Annotated in this window: 19 protein-coding genes; 8 read left to right on the top strand and 11 right to left on the bottom strand. The window is 63.4% G+C overall.

The genetic code is table 11. From position 1 onward, the window contains the following. Nucleotides 1-132: 132 nt before the first annotated feature. The 4 genes from EOC83_RS20650 (at nt 133) to EOC83_RS20635 (ending at nt 1,896) form a co-directional block, all read left to right on the top strand. Nucleotides 133-519: a hypothetical protein gene (locus tag EOC83_RS20650; protein ID WP_082826532.1), complete on the top strand. Its 387-nt coding sequence runs from the start codon at nt 133-135 to the stop codon at nt 517-519. A 118-nt stretch (nt 520-637) separates the two neighbouring features. Continuing rightward, nucleotides 638-901, top strand: a complete 264-nt coding sequence (locus tag EOC83_RS20645) for a YMGG-like glycine zipper-containing protein (RefSeq protein WP_013530156.1) — start codon at nt 638-640, stop codon at nt 899-901. A gap of 56 nt (nt 902-957) precedes the next feature. After that, on the top strand, nt 958-1,593 hold the full coding sequence (locus EOC83_RS20640; protein ID WP_063168774.1) for an outer membrane lipoprotein carrier protein LolA: 636 nt from the start codon (nt 958-960) through the stop codon (nt 1,591-1,593). Nucleotides 1,594-1,686: 93 nt separating this feature from the next. Continuing rightward, nucleotides 1,687-1,896, top strand: coding sequence for a hypothetical protein (locus EOC83_RS20635; RefSeq protein ID WP_013530154.1), 210 nt, complete (start codon nt 1,687-1,689; stop codon nt 1,894-1,896). Nucleotides 1,897-1,993: 97 nt separating this feature from the next. Here EOC83_RS20635 and EOC83_RS20630 read toward each other — a convergent pair whose 3' ends face one another. From EOC83_RS20630 to EOC83_RS20600, 7 genes are all read right to left on the bottom strand, one after another. Next, complete coding sequence (locus EOC83_RS20630; RefSeq protein ID WP_024505488.1) at nt 1,994-2,293, bottom strand: HlyU family transcriptional regulator; 300 nt, start codon at nt 2,291-2,293, stop codon at nt 1,994-1,996. A gap of 112 nt (nt 2,294-2,405) precedes the next feature. After that, nucleotides 2,406-3,092, bottom strand: coding sequence for a PadR family transcriptional regulator (locus tag EOC83_RS20625; protein ID WP_063168775.1), 687 nt, complete (start codon nt 3,090-3,092; stop codon nt 2,406-2,408). Between the two features lie 159 nt (nt 3,093-3,251). Next, complete coding sequence (locus EOC83_RS20620) at nt 3,252-3,620, bottom strand: DCC1-like thiol-disulfide oxidoreductase family protein (RefSeq protein WP_063168776.1); 369 nt, start codon at nt 3,618-3,620, stop codon at nt 3,252-3,254. Nucleotides 3,621-3,751: 131 nt separating this feature from the next. Continuing rightward, entirely contained in the window at nt 3,752-4,045 is a 294-nt protein-coding gene (locus EOC83_RS20615) for a GYD domain-containing protein (RefSeq protein ID WP_063168777.1), read from the bottom strand. A 181-nt stretch (nt 4,046-4,226) separates the two neighbouring features. Next, a complete protein-coding gene (gene rpoD, locus EOC83_RS20610; protein WP_013530149.1) occupies nt 4,227-6,248 on the bottom strand; it encodes an RNA polymerase sigma factor RpoD in 2,022 nt (673 codons plus the stop codon). 426 nt (nt 6,249-6,674) lie between these two features. Further along, a complete protein-coding gene (dnaG, locus tag EOC83_RS20605) occupies nt 6,675-8,612 on the bottom strand; it encodes a DNA primase (RefSeq protein WP_063168778.1) in 1,938 nt (645 codons plus the stop codon). 141 nt (nt 8,613-8,753) lie between these two features. Then, nucleotides 8,754-9,125, bottom strand: a complete 372-nt coding sequence (locus EOC83_RS20600) for an RcnB family protein (RefSeq protein WP_013530147.1) — start codon at nt 9,123-9,125, stop codon at nt 8,754-8,756. Nucleotides 9,126-9,512: 387 nt separating this feature from the next. Here EOC83_RS20600 and EOC83_RS20595 point away from each other — a divergent pair, with 387 nt between their 5' ends. Both EOC83_RS20595 and EOC83_RS20590 read left to right on the top strand, forming a co-directional pair. Continuing rightward, a complete protein-coding gene (locus tag EOC83_RS20595) occupies nt 9,513-11,177 on the top strand; it encodes a Na/Pi cotransporter family protein (protein WP_013530146.1) in 1,665 nt (554 codons plus the stop codon). A gap of 145 nt (nt 11,178-11,322) precedes the next feature. Then, nucleotides 11,323-12,507, top strand: a complete 1,185-nt coding sequence (locus tag EOC83_RS20590) for an MFS transporter (RefSeq protein WP_024505485.1) — start codon at nt 11,323-11,325, stop codon at nt 12,505-12,507. Between the two features lie 61 nt (nt 12,508-12,568). Here the strand turns inward: EOC83_RS20590 and EOC83_RS20585 are convergent, their stop codons facing one another. Then, entirely contained in the window at nt 12,569-14,782 is a 2,214-nt protein-coding gene (locus EOC83_RS20585; protein ID WP_063168779.1) for a heavy metal translocating P-type ATPase, read from the bottom strand. A gap of 105 nt (nt 14,783-14,887) precedes the next feature. Here EOC83_RS20585 and EOC83_RS20580 point away from each other — a divergent pair, with 105 nt between their 5' ends. Then, a complete protein-coding gene (locus EOC83_RS20580; protein WP_013530143.1) occupies nt 14,888-15,304 on the top strand; it encodes a helix-turn-helix domain-containing protein in 417 nt (138 codons plus the stop codon). Nucleotides 15,305-15,312: 8 nt separating this feature from the next. Here the strand turns inward: EOC83_RS20580 and EOC83_RS20575 are convergent, their stop codons facing one another. Both EOC83_RS20575 and katG read right to left on the bottom strand, forming a co-directional pair. Further along, on the bottom strand, nt 15,313-15,870 hold the full coding sequence (locus tag EOC83_RS20575) for a GNAT family N-acetyltransferase (RefSeq protein ID WP_013530142.1): 558 nt from the start codon (nt 15,868-15,870) through the stop codon (nt 15,313-15,315). A 182-nt stretch (nt 15,871-16,052) separates the two neighbouring features. Then, entirely contained in the window at nt 16,053-18,248 is a 2,196-nt protein-coding gene (katG, locus tag EOC83_RS20570; protein ID WP_063168780.1) for a catalase/peroxidase HPI, read from the bottom strand. Nucleotides 18,249-18,513: 265 nt separating this feature from the next. On the opposite strand from katG, the gene EOC83_RS20565 reads away from it, so the two are divergent. Next, nucleotides 18,514-19,461 carry a hydrogen peroxide-inducible genes activator gene (locus EOC83_RS20565; protein ID WP_013530140.1) on the top strand — a complete coding sequence of 316 codons (948 nt, stop codon included), beginning with the start codon at nt 18,514-18,516 and terminating at the stop codon, nt 19,459-19,461. Between the two features lie 20 nt (nt 19,462-19,481). Here the strand turns inward: EOC83_RS20565 and EOC83_RS20560 are convergent, their stop codons facing one another. Next, on the bottom strand, nt 19,482-20,195 hold the full coding sequence (locus EOC83_RS20560) for a DNA helicase (protein ID WP_013530139.1): 714 nt from the start codon (nt 20,193-20,195) through the stop codon (nt 19,482-19,484). Nucleotides 20,196-20,238: the final 43 nt, after the last annotated feature.

The following is a 20,238-nucleotide window of genomic DNA, read 5'->3' as shown; positions in this document are numbered from 1 at the left end:
GTCGAACATCCGAGTGGAAGCGAAAGCAACAGAATTGCCGCAAGCGCTGTTACCGACGACGATCCGCGTCTTGCATTCATTTATCAGGAAGCAGTGAGAGGTCTCACGCAACAGCAAACCCTTGTGGAGAACATGAGCAGCCGCGCCGGCAGCCTTGTCTTCGCCACCGCCTTCGCAAACTCGTTGCTTGGCGGTGCGGCCCTTTCCAACGGGCTTGGGCCTTGGGACTGGATTGCGGTGGCCCTGCTGTTCGGCATTGGCGGGCTGATCGTCTTCATGCTTTGGCCCTACCACCAATACACATTCCGCTTCGATCCCGAAGAGTTGCTTGATCAATATGTCGACGGCGACAGGCCGACGACGATGTCGGCCATGCGCCGCGCGCTTGCGCTTCGCATCAAGGCGGACATGGCCGGCAACTGGCGAATTATCCAGCGGCTGCGGGTGGCGCTGCAGATTGCGCTGCTGTTTCTGCTGCTCGATATCCTGGCCTGGCTTTTGGCGATTGCAGGCGTTTGAGCCGGAGGGCACACGGGTCCGCCACGGCCCGGCGCTTGACGGACAGGCAACCCACGATGGATCGAAAAGCTTTCTTGAGCATTTAAGCTTTGGCTAATAGTAGCCCAGGAGAGAACCAATGAAAAAGACGCTGCTCATTTTGAGCCTGCTCATTCCGCTCTCGGCGTGCTCCCGTACAGAACAAGGCGCTGCCGTCGGCGGCTTGGGTGGCGCAGCGGTAGGCGCCGCGGTGGCCGGCGATCCTGTGCAAGGGGCGGTTGTTGGCGGTGCGGTTGGCGCGATAGCCGGGGCCGTCATCGGGCACGCCAGCGAAGCCGGCCAGTGCAGATATCGCGATCAGTATGGCCGGGTTTACGTTGCACGATGCCCGGAGGGTTACTGACCTGGAGGCGCGTGATCTCTTTCGATCACGCGCCTGCTCCGGAGGTGGGATAAGCGATGGGCTATCGGATCAAAGTACTGCTGGGTTGCTGGTTCGCCGTTGCCAGCGCTGCCGCGATGTATGCGGCATCCACCGCCGCGATCTCCGCCGCGCCTGTTGATGGCAAGACGATTGCCGATCACCTCTCATCGGTAAAGTCCATGTCCGGGGACTTCGTCCAGTCGGGTCCAAATGCGGAGAGGACCCGTGGCAGGTTTTTTCTACAACGCCCCGGCAAGATCCGATTCAACTATGCAGGCCAATCAGGGATCAGCGTGATTGCAGATGGCAAATCCCTGGTGGTTTATAACAGAAAGCTGAAGACATCGCGGCTTTATGCTCTCTCGAAGACGCCGCTTAAGCTGCTGCTCGACAATAAGGTCGACTTCTCCGGCAATCGCGTGAAAAGCATCAGGGACGATGGCGCCCAAGTTACCGTCAAGCTGGCCGACAGATCGACCTTCGGCAATTCGAGCATCTCCATGGTGTTCGACAGTAAATCTCTCGATCTGCGCAGATGGAGCCTCACCGACGAGAAGGGACTTACCACAACGGTGACTATATCAAATGTGAAGCAGGGCGTTCGCGCTCCCGAGGGTACCTTCGTGATCGATTACACGGCAAACCGTGAATTCAACACGACAACGAAATAGCCGAAGCCGCGGGCATATTCCCTGGGCCGGAACCAATGCGATCATCAGCGGTTTAGTCCATGAAGGGACCGGAACCGCAAAGGACGCGGCGCAATGATTGAAATTCACAGCATGGAAGCGGCCAAAGCCAGACTGCGTATAAGGAGAGCTGAGCACTCTTTGAAGTGCGCGAACGACTTGCTGGATGAGGAAGGTGGCGTCGCCCTCAATCTGGCATTGTGCAGCCGGATAAGGGCCGCGCAAAGGCACCTGATCGAGGCAAGGGCACGCCTGATGACGATCGATCCCGCCAGGACGAATTGACCCGCTGGCGGTCGCACGTCAACCCCTGAGCGATAGGTCTATCGTGGCGCAAGGCCCGGGCGGCTAAGGGGCGCTCGGTGTGGCGATGGTCCGGCCCTTACCCAAAAACCCGATCGCCCTGCTCGTCGACCAGTTGGATGCCCTTCTTGATCGAGATGTCGACGGCGTCATCGAGCCCGGCAAAGCGGTCGGCGCGGATGAATTTGTGTTCCTTCACCACGCCGTCGATCTCCTTGGAGACGACGCCGCAGGTCTGGTACTGGCCATCGGCCTTGTAGGGCGTGGCGCTGATCAGAAAGCCCTTGTGCTCGACCTGCTTGGCTGGCGCTGCACTCGTCGGCTCAGCCGTCTGGGTTCCGCCGCCGCCACCGCCGAAAAGACGCTTCAGAAAAGACATCGGACTTCCTCCAACAGCATTCATCCCGCACCATGTAGAGTGACGCGGGATGAATTTCACTATCGGTCCTTGGGCCAGCGGGCAAGGGCTGCGTCCGGTCGGCTGGACGAGCTTACTTGTGCGACAGCGCTTCCAGCGCCTCGGCGGCGGCTTCGAGGATGGCGATGGCCTCGGCCTGCTTGTCGGCCGGGGCGTCGACGAAGTCGCCCAGAGCCGCGCGCAGCCGGTGACGGACTGCGCGGAATTCGTCGCGCGCTTCCGAACGATCCCCGCGGCCGCCACGACGCCCGCCCTCTTCGCTCTCGTCGTTCCAGCCGAACCAGTCGCGCGCCTTGGCCATTTTGCGGCCGAAGCGCTCGAGATGGTCGAGCACGCCGTCGATCATCTCGCGGTTGTCGGCGAGATGCGCCTGGCCCGCCTCGGTGATCGAAAACACCTTCTTGTTACCGTCGGCGGCGGAGGCGGCATAGCCGGCCTCTTCCAGGAAGGTCAGCGTCGGGTAGACCACGCCCGGGCTCGGGCTGTAGATGCCGCTGGTGCGCTCTTCCAGGGCCTTGATGATGTCGTAGCCGTGACGCGGCGCTTCGGCCAGCAGCGACAGCGTGATCAGCTTGAGGTCGCCGTCGGCCAGCATGCGTCCGGCGCGGAACATGTCGCCCGGACCGCCGCGCCCGCCACCACGGCCGCCGTGGCCGAACGGGCCAAAGCCGCCGCCCCCTCTGCCACCGAATTTGCCGGCCATGTGCATGAACATGCGCTCGCCGAAATGACCGCGCCCGAAATGATTGTGTTTGTGCATTGATTGCTCCTTGAGTTGTATCGTACGATATATCTTAATTAGGCAAGTCAATCGATGGAGTCAAGATATATCTTACGATGTATCTGAATGCAGCACCAGCGGGCTCGATTTTCCAGTCTCGGCCGCTTCGTTGCGAACGGCGGCCACCGATAAATTCGGCTACCAGCGCCCCTTGCGCCGGTTCCAGGCATAGAGAAGATCGGCAAAGCGATCGTAGGCAAAGCGTGTCAGCGGCAAGGCAACCGGATTGCCGAACAGCGTCGCCAACCAGCCCTCGCCCGGCGTGACCTTCCATACCGCGATGGCGACATCGGCGCCGACCAGCAGTCGGCCCTCGGCATCGGTGGCGTGCAGCCGGCGGCGGATATCCTCAAGCGACGCGCCAAATCCGGCTAGCGCTGCCGGTTCAAGATTGATGTCTCGGAACTCGATCCGCCCAGCCTTGACCGCTTCGATCAGCCGCCGCTTCTGCCTGCTGATCCCGGCATCGCAGACCGGGCAGCGCGTATTGTACCAGACGGTCAGCATAGTTCCGGCATTTGGTTGGTAGCGCAAACTTGAAGGACCACGAACGATCGGGCGCCGTCAAGACGTCGCTCGGTCGCTCGCGCGAAGGAGAATGTATCGGGCCAGCCGGTCCGGCCCTTCCGCTACAGGCTCTATCCGAGCGAGGTGACGATCTCGCGGTAGGCCAATTCGGGAAAGGCCTTCAGCGTCCGCGTCCTGACATTGCCGGCTGCCGCCAGCATCAGCGAGAAGCGCGCCAGCACCGCGTCGTCGGGCGCTTCGACCATCGCCACCATGTCGTATTCGCCCATGGTCAGGTAGAACGCCTTGAACGATCCGCCCATGTCTCCCAGCTGCTTTCTGGCGGCGTCGAGCCGCTTCGGTGACTCGCGCACGTTTCTGGCACCCTGCTCCGTCCAGTTCATCAGCACGATGTAGCTTGTCATGGCACACCTCCCTCCGGGGCCACGGAGCACGGCGGCTTCGCCGGGGCGGGCATCCGGGTTATCGCCCAGAAATGCATCCGACAGCGAAATTATCCTCCCGAAGGGCCCGGCCCGCAAGAGTGCGCCCCACAAACAAAAAAGGGCGCCATCGGCGCCCTTGAACTCTTTGCATCGGTAAGTCTCAGCTATCCAGGAAACTGCGCAGCTTGCGCGACCTGCTCGGGTGCTTGAGCTTGCGCAGCGCCTTGGCTTCGATCTGGCGGATACGCTCGCGGGTAACCGAGAACTGCTGGCCGACTTCTTCCAGCGTGTGGTCGGTGTTCATGCCGATACCGAAGCGCATTCTGAGCACGCGCTCCTCGCGCGGCGTCAGCGAGGCCAGCACGCGCGTGGTGGTCTCGCGCAGATTGGCCTGGATCGCCGCGTCGATCGGCAGGATCGCCATCTTGTCCTCGATGAAATCGCCCAGATGCGAATCCTCCTCGTCGCCGACCGGCGTTTCGAGCGAGATCGGCTCCTTGGCGATCTTCAAGACCTTGCGTACCTTTTCGAGCGGCATGGCAAGCTTTTCGGCCAGTTCTTCCGGCGTCGGCTCGCGGCCGATCTCGTGCAGCATCTGGCGCGAGGTGCGCACGATCTTGTTGATCGTTTCGATCATGTGCACCGGAATGCGGATGGTGCGCGCCTGATCGGCGATCGAACGCGTGATCGCCTGCCGGATCCACCATGTCGCGTAGGTCGAGAACTTGTAACCACGGCGGTATTCGAATTTGTCGACCGCCTTCATCAGGCCGATATTGCCTTCCTGGATCAGGTCGAGGAACTGCAGGCCGCGATTGGTGTATTTCTTGGCGATTGAGATGACGAGGCGCAGATTGGCCTCGACCATTTCCTTCTTGGCGATCGCCGCTTCGCGCTCGCCCTTCTGCACCTGGTTGACGATCTTGCGGAATTCCAGGATCGAGATCGCCGTTTCGGTGGCGAGGTTCTGGATCTCGGCGCGCAGGTCCTTGATCGCATCCTTCTCGTTCTTGGTGAATTCCTTCCAGCCGCGCGAGGTCAGGTTGCCGATCGAGCGCGTCCAGTTCGGGTCGAGCTCGGAACCCTGATATTCCTTCAGGAACTCTTCGCGACGCACGCCGTAGCTTTCGGCGAGCCTGAGCAGCTTGCCTTCGTTCTGCACCAGGCGCTTGTTGATGTCGTAGAGCTGCTCGACCAGCGCCTCGATGCGCGCCGTGTTGAGCGACAGCGACTTCACCGCCTTGATCAGCTGGTCCTTCAGCTCCTTCAGCCGGCGATCCTGGCTGGGCGACAGCGTGCCGGCCGCGGCCAGACGGTTCTCGACCTGCTGATCCTGCAGCTTGCGCAGCTTTTTGTAGGTGTCGGCGATAACGTCGAGCGTCTCCATCACCTGCGGGCGGAGTTCCGCTTCCATCGCGGCCAGCGACAGGCTTGCTTCGTCCTCGTCTTCGTCGTCGTCATCCGTCAGCCCACGCGTATCGGCGCCGACATTGGTGATGTCGTCTTCGTCGTCGCGCGAACGGCGCGGCTTGTCCTCGACCTTGGCTTCCTCGACGCGCTCGACCACCGGCGCCTGCTTGGCCTCGGGGCCGGCATAGGTGGCTTCGAGATCGATGATCTCACGCAGCAGGATCTTGGATTCGTTGAGTTCGTCGCGCCAGATGATGATGGCCTGGAAGGTCAGCGGGCTTTCGCACAGACCCGCGATCATCGTCTCGCGACCGGCCTCGATGCGTTTGGCGATGGCAATTTCGCCCTCGCGCGACAAAAGCTCCACCGAGCCCATCTCGCGCAGATACATGCGCACCGGATCGTCGGTGCGATCGGTCGGTTCTTTCTTGGTGGTGGTGGCGGCAACCGCGGTGCCGGTCTGCTCAGCCAGCTCGTTGGCGTCTTCCTCGGCATCGGCCGCGGTGTCGGCGGCCTCGGGCTCCTCGCCCTGCTCGTCGTCCTCGACCACGTTGATGCCCATGTCGGACAGCATCGCCATCGTGTCCTCGATCTGCTCGGAGGTCACTTCCTCTGAGGGCAGCACCGAATTCAGCTCGTCCATGGTGACATAGCCGCGCTTCTTGGCGGCCTTGATCATCTTCTTGACAGCATCATCGGAAAGGTCGAGCAGAGGGCCATCGGTGGCGCCTTCGCGTTCGGTTTCGACCTCTTCCTTTTCCTTTGTCGCCATAGTCTTTATCTTCTCCTAGCGGCCGAACTTCAAAGCCGCGTAAGCTGTCGGACCAGTCAAATCGGATGCGCTCGCTTATGAAACGCGCTTCACCGGGCCAGTAACTGCATCAACTCGTTTCGTTTGGTGTATGTCGTTGCCCCAAAACCGGGTTTCCCCTTTTTGGGCGACATCCATTAAGTCCAGATTAACCCTGATATCTGTGGCAGGCGGGCTGCCTGTCCAGTGACCAGTACCTCACATCGCTTATTTCCCGTCGACGCGGGTTCGGGTTAACGTTTCGAATCGTCCTGATTCCGCCAATCTGCCAGAAGGTCAAGCGCCTCTCGCATGATTCGCATGAAAAAAGCGAATCAATTACCCGACTTAGCCCGTTACGCGCCATTTCGACGCGCAACGACGCTTTCTCAATTCACTCGCTTCCAACTAAGCTCGCCCTGCCCTGCCCGAGGAGACGCCAAACCCTTCGATCAGCGCTTCCGTGGCTTGCACATCCTGGAATTGCGCCTGAATTTCGATCAGGTGCCGGTAGTTTTCGTCTGTGGGATCGGTGGCGAGCGCCGCTTCCGCCTGTTTCAGTTCCTTATGTAAGGTGCGCGCGCTGCGCTGCAAGTGCAGCGCCTGGCTGAAAGCATCGCGGGCATCTTCAAGGGCGGCGGTCTCCAGCGCCGGCCATTGCCGCATCCGCCGGATCAACCCGACGGCCCGCTCCCAGATCTCGGCGCAGCCGGCGCGTTCGATCGTCGCAATCACCGCCTGCCGGTCATTGGCCATGTCATGCGCCATTGCATCGAGGATTGCCGCATGCAGCCGCCTCAGATCGGAGTTGGCGAGATCGAGAAACTCGATATGGGCGAAATTCTCGTCGATCAGTGCCGGATGGTTGACCAATGCGACGATGATCGTCGCCTCGCGCACCGACATCCCCTCGCCGCCGCGTTTGACCAAAGCCGACTGGCCGAGACTTTCGGTGATCGCAATGCGGCCGCCACCGCTCTTGGCGAACTGCCCGCCGGGAGCGGCTGCCTTGCCCTGGCCCGGGCGCCCATCCTGGCGGCCGCTTTGCCTGGTGCCGCGCTGCGAGCCGAAGAAGCTCAACACGCGCTCGCGCATCTCCTGTTGATAATGGTAGCGGAGACTTTCATCGCGGATGCGGCTGGTCAGTTCGCGCAGCGTCTTCTCAAGCTCGGCCCGCCGCTCCGGCGTGTCGAAGACGCCGCCCGCCGTCTCACGCATCCATAAAAGATCGACCAGCGGCCGCGCCTCGGCCAGAACGCTACGAAACGCATCCGGTCCTTCGGCCTTGACCAGATCGTCGGGATCCTTGCCTTCCGGCAGCAGCGCGAAACGCGCCGAGCGGCCGGCCTGCACCGACGGCAGCGCCATGTCGGCGGCCCGCCACGCGGCCTTCAACCCGGCCTTGTCGCCGTCGAAGCACAACATCGGCTCCGGCGCCATGCGCCACAGCAGCTCGAGCTGGTTCTCGGTAAGCGCGGTGCCGAGCGGCGCCACGACATTCTCGAAGCCGGCCTGTGCCAGCGCGATGACATCCATATAGCCTTCGACGGCGATGACCGTGCCGCCCTTGGCCAAGGCCTTGCGGGCGCGGGCGAAATTATAAAGCACGTTGCCCTTGTGGAAGAGCTCGGTGTCGGGCGAGTTCATGTATTTGGCCAGCGCATCGGGCTGCAGCGCGCGGCCGCCAAAGGCGATGATCTTCCCCCTGGAATCCGGGATCGGAAACATGATGCGGTCGCGGAACCAGTCATAGGAAACCGGGATGTCGTCGCCGTGGCGCACCAGTCCGCAGGCCTCGATATCGGCTTTCGGCACGCCCCTGGCGGCGAGATGCTCCTTCAGCGCATTGCGGCTGTCGGGCGCAAAACCAAGCCGGAACGATTGCTGCGTCGCCGGCGTCAGGCCGCGGTCGCGCAGATAGGCACGCGCCTTGGCGCCTTCCGGTCCCTGCAGCCGTTCCTGGAAGAAGGCGGTCGCCATCTCCATGACGTCGGTCAGGCTGGCGCGTTCCTTTTCGCGCCGCTCCTCCTGCGCATCGCGGACCGGCATCGGCACCCCGGCCATGTCGGCGATCTTTTCCACAGCTTCGGGAAAGCTCATCCCGTCCAGTTCGGTGAGGAACTTGAAATGATCGCCCGAGACCGAACAGCCGAAACAATGGTAGCGGCCCTTCTTGTCCTCGCAGTGGAAGGAAGGGCTCTTCTCGCCATGGAACGGGCAGCAGGCCCAATAGTCGCCGCGCGGTGCGTTGGTCTTCTTGCGGTCCCACGCGACGCGCTGGCCGATCACCGATGAAATCGGCACGCGGTCGCGTATCTCGTCGAGGAAGGCGGGTGGAAAGCGCATCGGGGAACTCGTTTCCCGATTATATAATCACGCCCGCGAAATCCGACGACCCTTAATGCGGGCCATACCCGGTTTCCACAGGCAAAAAGAAAGGCGGCCGTAGCGGGCCGCCTCCCTTTTCAATGTCCGGCAAGGTGCCGATTAATGCGCGGCAAGCGCGCCGAAGATGACGCCGGAGAGGATGCCGACCAGCACATAGTCGTTGCCGACGCGGATCCATTCCTGGCCGCGGCCGGGGCGATGCAGGCCGTAGCGGCCATAGTCGCGGATCGGCTGATGGCGCTTCCAGCCGGAATATTTCTGGCCATGCCGCCAGTTGTTGCGCTTCACGACGACGACCTTCTTCTTGTAAACGCGCTTCCTCACATCGCTGTGGTGGCCGGGCTTCTGCCAGTCGACCTGGCTGTAGTTCGACTGCGGCGCGTTCGGCGCATTCAGCGGTGCGGCCTGGCCGGTGAGCGACGTGGCGGCCAGCATCGAGAAAGCGAGTGCGGAAAGGACGATGCGTTTCATGAGAAGTCTCCTTGGTTGTCGATATCGAAGCAGTAGCTGCCCATCGATGAACCGAAACTGAACGCACGCATTACAATTATGTAATGGATTCCTTGATTTACCCAAGGAAGCTGAACATGATCGCAAAGGCAGGAGCCAGTCGCACCGCAAACTCGGCCTATCCGCCGCTTCGCGCCCGCCCAGCAATGCAACCATTTGCGCGTCCGTCCATTTTCCGACACCGCCTGTCGCGCGGCAACGGCCCTTGAAATCGACAAGATTTTATTATCCGGCTAAAATATTCGAGCTATTATAAGTCACCGCCATGAACATGATTCGTTCCCTCGTTTTTCCTTCTGATCGCCACGCAAAACAGGGCGGGCGCCCTGTTTGCATGCGGGGGACGAAATGAGCGGGTCCGTCGTCCTTCTGCATCTGGCCGGCGCCGTGGCGCTGATGCTGTTTGCCACCCGCATGGTGAAGACCGGCGTTGAACGCGCCTATGGCGACGTGCTGCGCCATCGCCTCCGCGCCACCATGCGCAATCCGATCATGGCGGTGCTGGCCGGCACCGGCCTTGCCATCGCCCTGCAGAGCTCCACCGCCGTCACGCTGCTGGTCGGCTCCTTCGCCGGCTCTGGCATCGTCTCTGGCGCCGCGGGTCAATTGGCAGTGCGCGGCGCCGAAATCGGATCGGCGCTGGTGGTCAAGCTGCTGACCTTCGACCTCACCTTGCTGGTGCCGCTGTGCCTGATCACCGGCACGGTCATGTTCATGGCCACCGAGCGGCGCGACTGGCGCCAGTCCGGCCGCATCCTGGTCGGCATCGGCCTTCTGATCCTCTCGCTGGAGATGATCGGCCAGGCATCGGAGCCCCTGCGCAACAGCCAGCTCATGCCGGTCATCATCAACTACTTCTCGACCGATTCCATCACCGCCTATCTGCTGGCGGCACTGATCACCTGGCTGTTCCAGTCGAGCATCGCGGCGGTGCTGTTGATGGCGACGCTGGCAGGCCGTGGCCTGATCACGCCCGAACTTGGCGTCGTTCTCATCCTTGGCGTCAACCTCGGCTCCTCGATCATCGCGCCGATGCTGACCCGTTCGTCGAGCCCCGAGGTGCGCGTCGTGCCGATCGGCAATCTCCTGATGCGCGGGCTTGGCTCGCTGGTCATGCTGATCCTGGTCATGATCTTCAGGCCGCACTTCGCCTTTCTCGGTTCGACGGCGGCGGACCAGATCGTCAATGCCCACATCCTGTTCAATGTGCTGATCCTGCTCGCCGGCCTGCCGCTGGCAGGCTTCGTCTACCGCGCTTCGGAGAAGATCGTCGCACTTGGCACCAAGCCCGTGCCGGCCGCCTCGCTTGACGTCGTCGAGCTGTCCGCGCTCAACGAAAGCGCGCTCGACGTGCCGAGCCAGGCGCTGGCCAATGCCACCCGCGAGGTGGTGCGGGTCTGCGAGACGATCGAGATCATGCTCAAGCGTATCATCGAACTCTATGAAAGTGCCGACGCCGACAAGATCAAGGCGCTGGCCGCACTCGACGACCGCGTCGACCGCAAGCACGCCGCGATCAAGCTCTACCTCGCCAAACTGACCAGGAACCCGCTGACCGAGGACGAGGCGCTGCGCTGCCAGGAACTGATCGGCGCCTGCGTCAAGCTCGAGCAGGTCGGCGACATCATCGTGCGCAACATGCTGGTGCATGTGAAGAAGAAGTTCGAGCGCGGACTGGAATTCACCGACGAGGGCTGGGCCGAGCTGTGCGCCTTCCATGGCTCGGTTCTGGCCAATGCGCGGCTTGCCTTCAACGTTCTGGTGTCGCGCGATCCCGAGACCGCCCGTCAGCTGGTGCTGGAAAAGGACCGGCTGCGCGACCGCGAAAAGGAAACCAGCGCCAGCCATTTCGTGCGGCTGCGCGACGGCACCGCCAAGAGCGTCGAAACCAGCTCGATCCATCTCGACACCATCCGCGACCTGAAACAGATCAATTCGCTGCTGGCCTCGATGGCCTATCCGGTGCTTGAAGAGCGCGGCCTGCTGACGGGGTCGCGGTTGAAGGCGAGCTGAGAAGCGCCACTTTCCCTTCTCCCCTGGGGAGAAGGGAAGCGGCTGCTCGCATCCAATTCAAGAAAACCTAAACTCGCGACAAAAATTTCTGGATTGCCCGCAAAGCCCATCCGTGGTTTGAGGCGCTTCCAGCTAAGGCTTCCCCATGTCGCTTCCGCTCATCGCCCTGTTCATCGCCGCCTTTGCCTTCGGCACCACCGAATTCGTCATTGCCGGCGTGCTGCCGCAGGTGGCGCAAGGCCTGGGCGTCTCGGTTCCCTCCGCCGGCTATCTCGTCTCCGGCTATGCCGGCGGCATCGCCATCGGCGGCCCGCTGCTGGCGCTCGCCACCAAGTCATTGTCGCGCAAGAGCCTGCTGCTCGGCCTAGCCATCGCCTTCACCATTGGCCAGGCGGCTTGCGCGCTGGCGCCCGATTTCACCTCGATGCTTCTGTTGCGCATTGCCGTGGCGGTCGCGCATGGCGCCTATTTCGGCGTCGCCATGGTCGTTGCCGTCGGTCTCGTGCGCGAGGACCAGCGCGGCATGGCTGTCGCCGTCATCCTGTCCGGCCTCACCGTCTCCAACGTCATCGGCGTGCCGGCCGGCACCGCGATCGGCAACATCTGGGGCTGGCGTGCGACTTTCTGGGTGATGTGCGCGCTGGGTGTCGCGGCAACGCTTGCCATGGCAGCCCTTTTGCCGCGCACCACCGGCTCATCGGCCAAGCCCGCCGGTTTCGCCCGCGAGGTCCGCGTGCTGGCCCGCCAGCAGGTCTGGACATCGCTGATCCTGATGCTGATGCTGATGATCGGCCAGTTCGGCCTGTTCACCTACATCACGCCGACACTGCTCGAAGTCACCGGTCTCGACGAGAACCTGGTGCCGTGGGTGCTGCTGCTCAACGGCGTCGGCGCGACGCTCGGCGTCTTCCTCGGCGGCAAGCTCTCCGACTGGAAGCTGATGCCGTCATTGATCACCATGCTGGCCCTGCAGGCGGTGACGCTTGGCGTGATCTATGCCGTCAGCCCCTATCCCCTGCCGATGGTTGTGGCGATCGTCATCTGGGGCGGTCTCAACTTCGCCATCGGCACGCCGATCCAGACCCGCATCCTGGCCTGGACGGCAGATGCTTCCAACCTCGCCTCGTCGCTCATTCCCTCCGGCTTCAATGTCGGCATCGCGCTGGCCGCTTCGTTGGGCGCCGCGATGCTGAACAGCGGCTATGGCTACCGCAGCCTGCCGCTGCTGGGCGCCATCGCCATGCTGGTCGCCGTGGCAGTGGCGCTCGCCTCTTATGTCTGGGAAGGGCGCAGCAACGCCACGCCGCCGCTGACAGCCCCAGCCGAGTAGATCACGATCCGGAAAAGTGGACGCCGGTTTTCCGAAAAGATCGTGATCAACCAAAAGCGCTTCACCCGCGCCAGCGCAGCAGGCGCATGGCGTTGGCGGTGACCAGCACGGTCGCGCCGGTATCGGCCAGGATCGCCGGCCACAGGCCGGTGATGCCCAAAATGGTGGTGACCAGGAACACCGCCTTCAGCCCCAGCGCCACGGTGATGTTCTGGCCGATATTGGCCATCACCGCCCGCGACAGTTTCACCATACGCGCGACGTCCATGACGCGGCCGTGCAGGATCGCCGCGTCCGCGGTCTCCAGCGCCACGTCGGTGCCGCCGCCCATGGCAATGCCAATGTCGGCGGCCGCGAGCGCCGGCGCGTCGTTGATGCCGTCACCGACCTTGGCGACCTTGAAACCCTCGCGCTGCAATTCGCCGACGATGCGCTGCTTGTCCTGGGGCAACAGCTCCGCTCGCGCCTCGATGCCGAGCGAAGCGGCGATGGCTTGCGCCGTGCGGCGGTTGTCGCCGGTCAGCATCACCGCGCGGATGCTCTCGGCCTTCAGCGCCGCGATCCCGGCCGCAGCATCCGGCCGCGGCTCGTCGCGCATGGCAATCAGCCCGGCCACCACGCCATCGGCGACCAGCACTGACACCGTCTTGCCCTGGCCGTTGAGGCTGTCGACGGCGAGGCGCTGCGCTTGCGTCATGTCGGCGCGTTCGCCCGCCGCCTGGCCGGAGCCGAGGAAGACGGCGACGCCGCCAACGCTGCCCTCGACACCCTTGCCCGAGATTGCCTTCGCCGCGAGAGCCGGCGGCACCGGCGCCTTGTCGGCCTTGGCCCGGTCCAGGATCGCCATCGCCAACGGATGGCTGGAGCCCTGCTCCAGTGCTGCCGCCAGCGCCAGCACGGTGCGTTCATCCCTTCCATACGCCACGATGTCGGTGACGGCAGGCTTGCCTGCGGTCAGCGTACCGGTCTTGTCGAAGGCGACCGCCGTGATCCGGCGAAAGCCTTCCAGCACCGCACCGCCTTTCATCAATAGGCCACGCCGCGCACCGGTCGCAAGGCCCGCGGCGATCGCCGCCGGGGTCGAGATGACCAGCGCGCAGGGGCAGCCGATCAGCAGGATCGCCAAGCCCTTGTAGATCCATTCGTTCCAGTCGCCGCCGGCAAGCAGCGGCGGCAACAATGCCACCAGCGCACCGACCGCCAGCACCGCCGGCGTGTAGGTGCGCGAGAAGCGGTCGATGAAGCGCTCTGTCGGCGCCTTGGCCTCCTGCGCCTCCTCCACCAGCCGCACGATTCGGGCGATGGTGTTGTCGGAAGCGGCCGCCGTCACCCGCACCTTGAGCACGCCATCGGTGCTGATCGTGCCGGCAAAGACGGCGTCCGCAACGCCCTTGCGCTTCGGCGTGCTCTCGCCGGTCACCGGCGCCTCGTCGATTTCGCTCGCGCCCTCGATGATCTCGCCATCGGCCGGGATGCGGGCGCCCGGCCGCACCAGGATGATGTCGCCGACCGCAAGGTCTTCGGCGGGACACTCCGATGTGCCGCCTGCGCGCTCGACCAAGGCCGTCTTCGGCACCAGATCGGCAAGTCCCTGGATGCTCGCCCGCGCCCGGCCGGCGGCGACACCCTCCAGAAGCTCGCCGATCAGGAAGAGCACCACCACGGCGGCGGCCTCTTCAGTGGCACCGATCATCACGGCGCCTATCGCCGCGATGGTCATCAGCATCTCGATCGAAAACGGCGTGCCGGCCAATGCCGCCATCAGCGCGCGCCGTGCGATCGGCACCAGGCCGACCAACAGCGCGGCCAGGAACACCCCGCGTTCCGCCACCGGGAACAGATGGCCGATGCCGTATGCGGCGAGAAGCGCTGCCGCGCAGGCGAGCGTCAGCACCGCCCGGCGGGAACGCCACCACGCCTGCCCCGTCTCGGAATGGCCATGATCGGGATCGGGATCGTGGCTCGCATGATCGTGGCCTTCATGGTCATTGTGGACGTGATCGGCGTGCGCCTTGTCTGACATCGGCGATACATGTGCCTCTGCCCTGACGATGCCGTAGCCGAGCCGAGCCACCTGCTGCAGCACCCTGCCTTCCGGCAACGCGCCGCCATGGCTGACCGTCATGCTGGCACCGGTCACCGAAACCGAGACATCGGCGACGCCGTCTAGGCGACGCACCGCCGTATCGATCTTGGTTGCGCAAGAGGCGCAATCCATGCCGCCGATCTTGAACCGCGTCTGCCTGATTTTTACCTGGTCGAGGGGCGCCGTCATCACATCACCTGTCTGTCTTGCCCGCGCGGCGTCGCCGCATGGGTCTTGAACGCTGATGTCAGGCACTGTAATTGCTCTAGTCACTAGAGCTTCAAGAGGCAATTCATGTTTTCGATCGGTGATCTCTCGCGCCGCACCGGGGTCAAGGTGCCGACCATCCGCTACTACGAGCAGATGGGCCTTGTTGCCGCACCCGAGCGCTCGGAAGGCAACCAGCGCCGCTATTCCAGGCAGGAGCTGGAGCGGTTGGCCTTCATCCGCCACGCCCGCGATCTCGGTTTCGCCGTCGAGGACATCCGCTCTCTGATCGATTTGAGCGGCCACCCCGAGCAACCCTGCGGCCACGCCGACAAGATCGCCGAGGAGCAACTGATCTCGGTGCGGGAAAAGATTGCCCAGTTGAAGCGGCTCGAGGCCGAGCTCGAACGCATCGCCACGTGCTGCAATGGCCAGACGGTCGGCGACTGCTACGTCATCCGCGCGCTGTCGGATCATGCGCTGTGCGCCGATGAGCATGGTTGAGATACATCCTACAGCTCGATCCGGAACCGCAAACTTTCCGCTCCGCCATAGGCGGCGTCCTCGAAAAAGCGTTCGACGAGCTTGCCGCCATTGGCCAGGATCACCTTGTGCGAGGCCGGATTGCCCGGTTTGGCGGTGATCTCGACGTGAGCCAGGCCGACCGCCCTCGCCTCCTCCAGCATCAGGCGCAGCGCCTGTGTAGCGTAGCCGCGCCGCCGCTTCCACGGCACCACCGCATAGCCGATATGGCCGAGCACATGCGGCGGCAGGTCCGACGTACCCTTCTGCCAGCGAAAGCCGATCGAGCCCGACGCCTCGCCGTCCCAGATCCAGCGGCGGAAGCCTGGCAGGCGCGGCACCTTTTTGCCGTCAGGCAAGGTGATCGGACCGCCCCTGGCCTGGGGATCATCGAGGTCGGCGAGAAAAGCCACGGGATCCCTTTCGATTGCCGCAAGCTGCTCGCGCGTCGCTTCCAGCAATCGCACATTGTCCGGCGACCAGCCGCGTTCGAGTGCCGCCTTGTAGGACGGCAGATGTTCGAACGCGGGTTTGACGATTTCGATCATGGTGCACCGGTGCAGACGCGATGCCCACAAAATAGCATGCTTGACCAGGGAGGCACGGTCCACCAAAGCGCGGCCCCATACGACAAAGGCCGCGCTCCCATCACTGGAAACGCGGCCCTGGCGTTGTGTCCTTGGGAGGACCGGCGATCCGGCGCGGCCGCGCCGGAGCACCTTTAGCGATCTCAGGCGATGTCGAAGCGGTCGGCGTTCATCACCTTGGTCCATGCCGCAACGAAATCCCTGGTGAATTTCGCCTTGGCGTCCGCCGACCCGTAGACCTCGGCAAGCGCGCGCAATTGGGCGTGCGAGCCGAAGATCAGGTCGGCACGGGTGCCGGTCCACTTGACCGCCTTGGTCTTGCGGTCACGCGCCTCGTAGACTTCGTCGGAGCCGGCGGCCGGATCCCAGACCGTGTTCATGCTGAGCAGGTTGACGAAGAAGTCGTTGGTCAACGTACCCGGCCGGTCGGTGAACACGCCGTGCTTCGAGTTGGCCGTGTTGGCGCCGAGCACACGAAGACCGCCGACCAGCACCGTCATTTCGGGTGCGGTCAGCGACAGCAATTGCGCCCGGTCGACCAGCATGGCTTCGACCGACATCGGCTGCTTGCCCCTGACATAGTTGCGGAAGCCATCGACTTTCGGCTCGAGCGCGGCAAAGGAATGGACATCCGTCTGTTCCTGCGAAGCATCCATGCGACCCGGCGTGAACGGCACCTTGGCCTCGTGGCCGCCATCCTTCGCCGCCTTCTCGACAGCGGCGACACCGCCGAGAACGATGAGGTCGGCCAGCGAGATCTTTTTCCCGCCGGTCTGTGCCGCGTTGAACTCCTTCTGGATGGCTTCCAGCCTGGCCAGCACCTTCGACAGTTCCGCCGGCTGGTTAACCTCCCAATCCTTCTGCGGCGCCAGCCGGATGCGTGCACCATTGGCACCACCGCGCTTGTCGGAATTGCGGAACGTCGAGGCCGAGGCCCACGCCGTCGAGACCAATTCGGAAACCGACAGGCCCGATGCCAGGATCTTCGCCTTCAGCGACGCAATGTCCTGCTCGCCGACCAGTTCGTGGTCGACCGCGGGGATCGGATCCTGCCAGATCAGTTCTTCCTTGGGCACGAGCGGGCCGAGATAGCGAACGACCGGACCCATGTCGCGATGGGTCAGCTTGAACCATGCGCGGGCAAAGGCGTCGGCGAACTGGTCCGGATGCTCATGGAAGCGCCGCGAGATCTTCTCGTAGGCCGGATCGACCCGCAGCGCGAGATCGGTCGTCAGCATGGCAGGCGCGCGGCGCTTGGACGGATCGTGGGCATCCGGCACGGTTCCGGCGCCGGCGCCGCCCTTCGGCGTCCACTGATGAGCGCCCGCCGGGCTCGTGGTCAGCTCCCATTCGAAGTTGAACAGATTGTCGAAGAAGTTGTTGCTCCACTTGGTCGGCGTCGTGGTCCAGGTCACCTCGAGGCCCGAGGTGATGGCATCGCCGGCGATGCCCGTGGCATGCTTGCTCGACCAGCCGAGGCCCTGCGCCTCGATGCCGGCGCCTTCCGGCTCCGCACCCACAAGCGAGGCATCGCCGGCGCCGTGGGTTTTGCCGAAGGTGTGGCCGCCGGCGATCAGCGCCACGGTCTCCTCGTCGTTCATGGCCATGCGGCCGAACGTCTCGCGAATATCGCGTGCCGAGGCCAGCGGATCCGGCTTGCCGTTCGGCCCTTCCGGATTGACATAGATCAGTCCCATCTGGACGGCGCCGAGATGGCCCTGGAGTTCGCGGTCGCCGGAGTAGCGCTTGTCGTCGAGCCACTTGGTTTCCGAACCCCAATCGACGTCCTGTTCGGGTTCCCAGACGTCGGCGCGGCCGCCAGCGAAACCGAAGGTCTTGAAGCCCATCGATTCCAGCGCGACGTTGCCGGTGAGGATCAGCAGGTCGGCCCAGGAGATCTTGCGCCCATATTTCTGCTTGACCGGCCACAGCAGCCGGCGCGCCTTGTCGAGATTGGCATTGTCCGGCCAGCTGTTGAGCGGAGCAAAACGCTGCTGGCCGGCCCCGGCGCCGCCACGGCCGTCGCCGATGCGGTAGGTGCCGGCACTGTGCCAGGCCATGCGGATGAACAGCGGCCCGTAATGGCCGAAGTCGGCCGGCCACCAATCCTGCGAATCCGTCATCACCTGGTGCAGGTCCTTGATCACCGCATCGAGATCGAGCGACTTGAATTCCTCGGCATAGTCGAACTCTTCGCCCATCGGGTCCGAAAGGTTCGACTGCTGATGGAGAACGCCAAGGTCCAGTTGGTTCGGCCACCAGTCACGGTTCGTCCTGCTGGAGGATCCGTGCGCAACGGGGCATTTGCCGGCACTGGGATCATCGGTCTGTGCGTCCATGTTCTTCTCTCCGATCGTGGCTGTGTTGAGCTGTTCAACTGCTGCGTGAACAGGGACACAAAAATGTCCCTGTAGGCGGTCCGTTTCATGGCTGGCGCGATGACCTGAGCCCGATACGCGACCGAATATGTTGGATGTCCTGTTGCTGCGGGCATGCGCCTCACCAGGCGGTCCCGGCTGCTCCTCATCTTCGTTACGACTCCTATAGCAAAGCCGCTTGATTAATTTAAGTTGGATTTCCTGATTGCAGCGATAAGATGACATTATGACAAACCTGACGCTGAAGCAGCTGCGTTATTTCGAGGCGCTGGCCCGGCACAATCATTTCGGCCGCGCCGCCGATGCCTGCTCGATCTCGCAGCCCGCCATCTCGGTGCAGATCCGGGAGTTGGAGGAAACGCTGGGCACGGAGCTTTTCCAAAGAGGCCCACGCCAGGTCCGGCTGACCAATTTCGGCGAGGAATTCGCCTTGCGCGTCCGCGACATCCTGCGCTCGGTGGATGAGCTGACGGATCTGGCCCGCGCCTCGCGCGACCGGCTGGTGGGACGGTTGCGCATCGGCGTGATCCCGACGATCGCACCCTACCTCCTGCCTGCCATCATCGGCAACCTCGCCCGCATGCATGACGGGCTCGATATCCACGTGCGCGAAACGCAAACGCAAAAGCTGATCCAGGAACTGGCCGACGGCCGGCTTGACGCGGCCATCGTCGCCTTGCCGGTGTCGGAACCCTCGCTGACGGAAATCGTGCTGTTTGCCGAGAACTTCGTGCTGGTCCGGCCCGGCGAGGACGAGGGAAAGCCGGTCCCCAACCGCGAAATGCTGCGCGAGATGCGGCTGCTCCTGCTGGAGGAAGGCCATTGTTTTCGCGACCAGGCGCTGTCGTTCTGCAACATGCATTCGGCGCGGCCAAGGGAGTTGCTGGACGGCAGCTCGCTGTCGACCCTGGTGCAGATGGTCGGCGCCGGTGTCGGCGTCACCTTGATTCCCGAAATGGCCGTGCCGGTGGAGACGCGCTCGGCGGCGGTGTCTGTCGCCCACTTTGCCAACCCCCAACCGTCGCGGACGATCGGCATGATCTGGCGCAAGACAAGCCCGATCGCCAAACAGCTGATGCTTATATCCGAAGTGGTTCGCCAGGCGGCCGAAACGTTGCGCGCGCAGCACAATCCGGCATCGGTTGAGCTGAACTTGGTAGCAGCCGCCCAATGAAGGCTTGGCTGACCCGATCGTCAGCCTGCCGCGTGGAACCGGATCTCGCCCTTGTTCAGGAAGCAGGTCTTGTTGAACAGCGACAGATCCAGAGGGTTCGGCAACCGCACATCGCCGATATCGGGAACCGGCTTCTGCGCCGGGTCGTAGGACCGGTCGATCTGCGAGATGAAGACGAGGATCAATCCCCTGTCGCCGGCAAACGCTTTCAGCGTGCGAACCTGCGCCATCAGCTCCGGATTTTGCCGCTTTTGGTCGAGCAGTTGCAGGTAGTCGATCACCACCAGCGTGCCGCGCGGCGCCGAGCCCAATGCCTTGACGATGTAGTCGGCGCTGATGGCGTCGGAATTGTCGAACACGAACCGGTCGTTGAACTGCACCGGGTCTGCCCCGATGGCTCGAAATCGGTCGAGCACATCCCGCTGCGTATACTCCAGCGTGAAGAACACGCCCCGACTGCCGGACTTCATGGCTTCGATTGCCAGTTCGAGACTCATCAGCGTCTTGCCGTGGCCGGGTCGTGCACCCACCAGGACCAGATCGCCGGGCGCAAGTTGCGCAAACAGTGTGCCGGCAGGCGCCGCCCCGGCTGCCTTGGCCGCAAGCAGGCTCCAACTGGCGAAGCCTTCCCGTACTGCAACACGGTCAAGCGCTTCGTGGAGCGGAATTTTGGCCTCGCGGGACAACAGCCTGGCTTGACGCTTCAGATGATAGATGGGCGCGGACAGCTTCATGACAAACCTCCTGGTGCGAGCCGTTTTCGCAACCCCTCCTTAT

The organism is Mesorhizobium sp. Primo-A (assembly GCF_003997175.1).
In the GTDB taxonomy this organism is placed as follows: Bacteria; Pseudomonadota; Alphaproteobacteria; order Rhizobiales; family Rhizobiaceae; genus Mesorhizobium; species Mesorhizobium ciceri.
Note: the sequence above shows the minus strand (reverse complement) of the source record. Positions and strands in the feature narration are given on the sequence as shown.

Bases quoted from the DNA above. Each gene is read 5' to 3' on its own strand.
- EOC83_RS20650 (WP_082826532.1), top strand. From the start codon at position 133: ATGAGCAGCCGCGCCGGCAGCCTTGTCTTCGCCACCGCCTTCGCAAAC.
- EOC83_RS20645 (WP_013530156.1), top strand. From the start codon at position 638: ATGAAAAAGACGCTGCTCATTTTGAGCCTGCTCATTCCGCTCTCGGCG.
- EOC83_RS20640 (WP_063168774.1), top strand. From the start codon at position 958: ATGGGCTATCGGATCAAAGTACTGCTGGGTTGCTGGTTCGCCGTTGCC.
- EOC83_RS20635 (WP_013530154.1), top strand. From the start codon at position 1,687: ATGATTGAAATTCACAGCATGGAAGCGGCCAAAGCCAGACTGCGTATA.
- EOC83_RS20630 (WP_024505488.1), bottom strand. From the start codon at position 2,293: ATGTCTTTTCTGAAGCGTCTTTTCGGCGGTGGCGGCGGCGGAACCCAG.
- EOC83_RS20625 (WP_063168775.1), bottom strand. From the start codon at position 3,092: ATGCACAAACACAATCATTTCGGGCGCGGTCATTTCGGCGAGCGCATG.
- EOC83_RS20620 (WP_063168776.1), bottom strand. From the start codon at position 3,620: ATGCTGACCGTCTGGTACAATACGCGCTGCCCGGTCTGCGATGCCGGG.
- EOC83_RS20615 (WP_063168777.1), bottom strand. From the start codon at position 4,045: ATGACAAGCTACATCGTGCTGATGAACTGGACGGAGCAGGGTGCCAGA.
- rpoD (WP_013530149.1), bottom strand. From the start codon at position 6,248: ATGGCGACAAAGGAAAAGGAAGAGGTCGAAACCGAACGCGAAGGCGCC.
- dnaG (WP_063168778.1), bottom strand. From the start codon at position 8,612: ATGCGCTTTCCACCCGCCTTCCTCGACGAGATACGCGACCGCGTGCCG.
- EOC83_RS20600 (WP_013530147.1), bottom strand. From the start codon at position 9,125: ATGAAACGCATCGTCCTTTCCGCACTCGCTTTCTCGATGCTGGCCGCC.
- EOC83_RS20595 (WP_013530146.1), top strand. From the start codon at position 9,513: ATGAGCGGGTCCGTCGTCCTTCTGCATCTGGCCGGCGCCGTGGCGCTG.
- EOC83_RS20590 (WP_024505485.1), top strand. From the start codon at position 11,323: ATGTCGCTTCCGCTCATCGCCCTGTTCATCGCCGCCTTTGCCTTCGGC.
- EOC83_RS20585 (WP_063168779.1), bottom strand. From the start codon at position 14,782: ATGACGGCGCCCCTCGACCAGGTAAAAATCAGGCAGACGCGGTTCAAG.
- EOC83_RS20580 (WP_013530143.1), top strand. From the start codon at position 14,888: ATGTTTTCGATCGGTGATCTCTCGCGCCGCACCGGGGTCAAGGTGCCG.
- EOC83_RS20575 (WP_013530142.1), bottom strand. From the start codon at position 15,870: ATGATCGAAATCGTCAAACCCGCGTTCGAACATCTGCCGTCCTACAAG.
- katG (WP_063168780.1), bottom strand. From the start codon at position 18,248: ATGGACGCACAGACCGATGATCCCAGTGCCGGCAAATGCCCCGTTGCG.
- EOC83_RS20565 (WP_013530140.1), top strand. From the start codon at position 18,514: ATGACAAACCTGACGCTGAAGCAGCTGCGTTATTTCGAGGCGCTGGCC.
- EOC83_RS20560 (WP_013530139.1), bottom strand. From the start codon at position 20,195: ATGAAGCTGTCCGCGCCCATCTATCATCTGAAGCGTCAAGCCAGGCTG.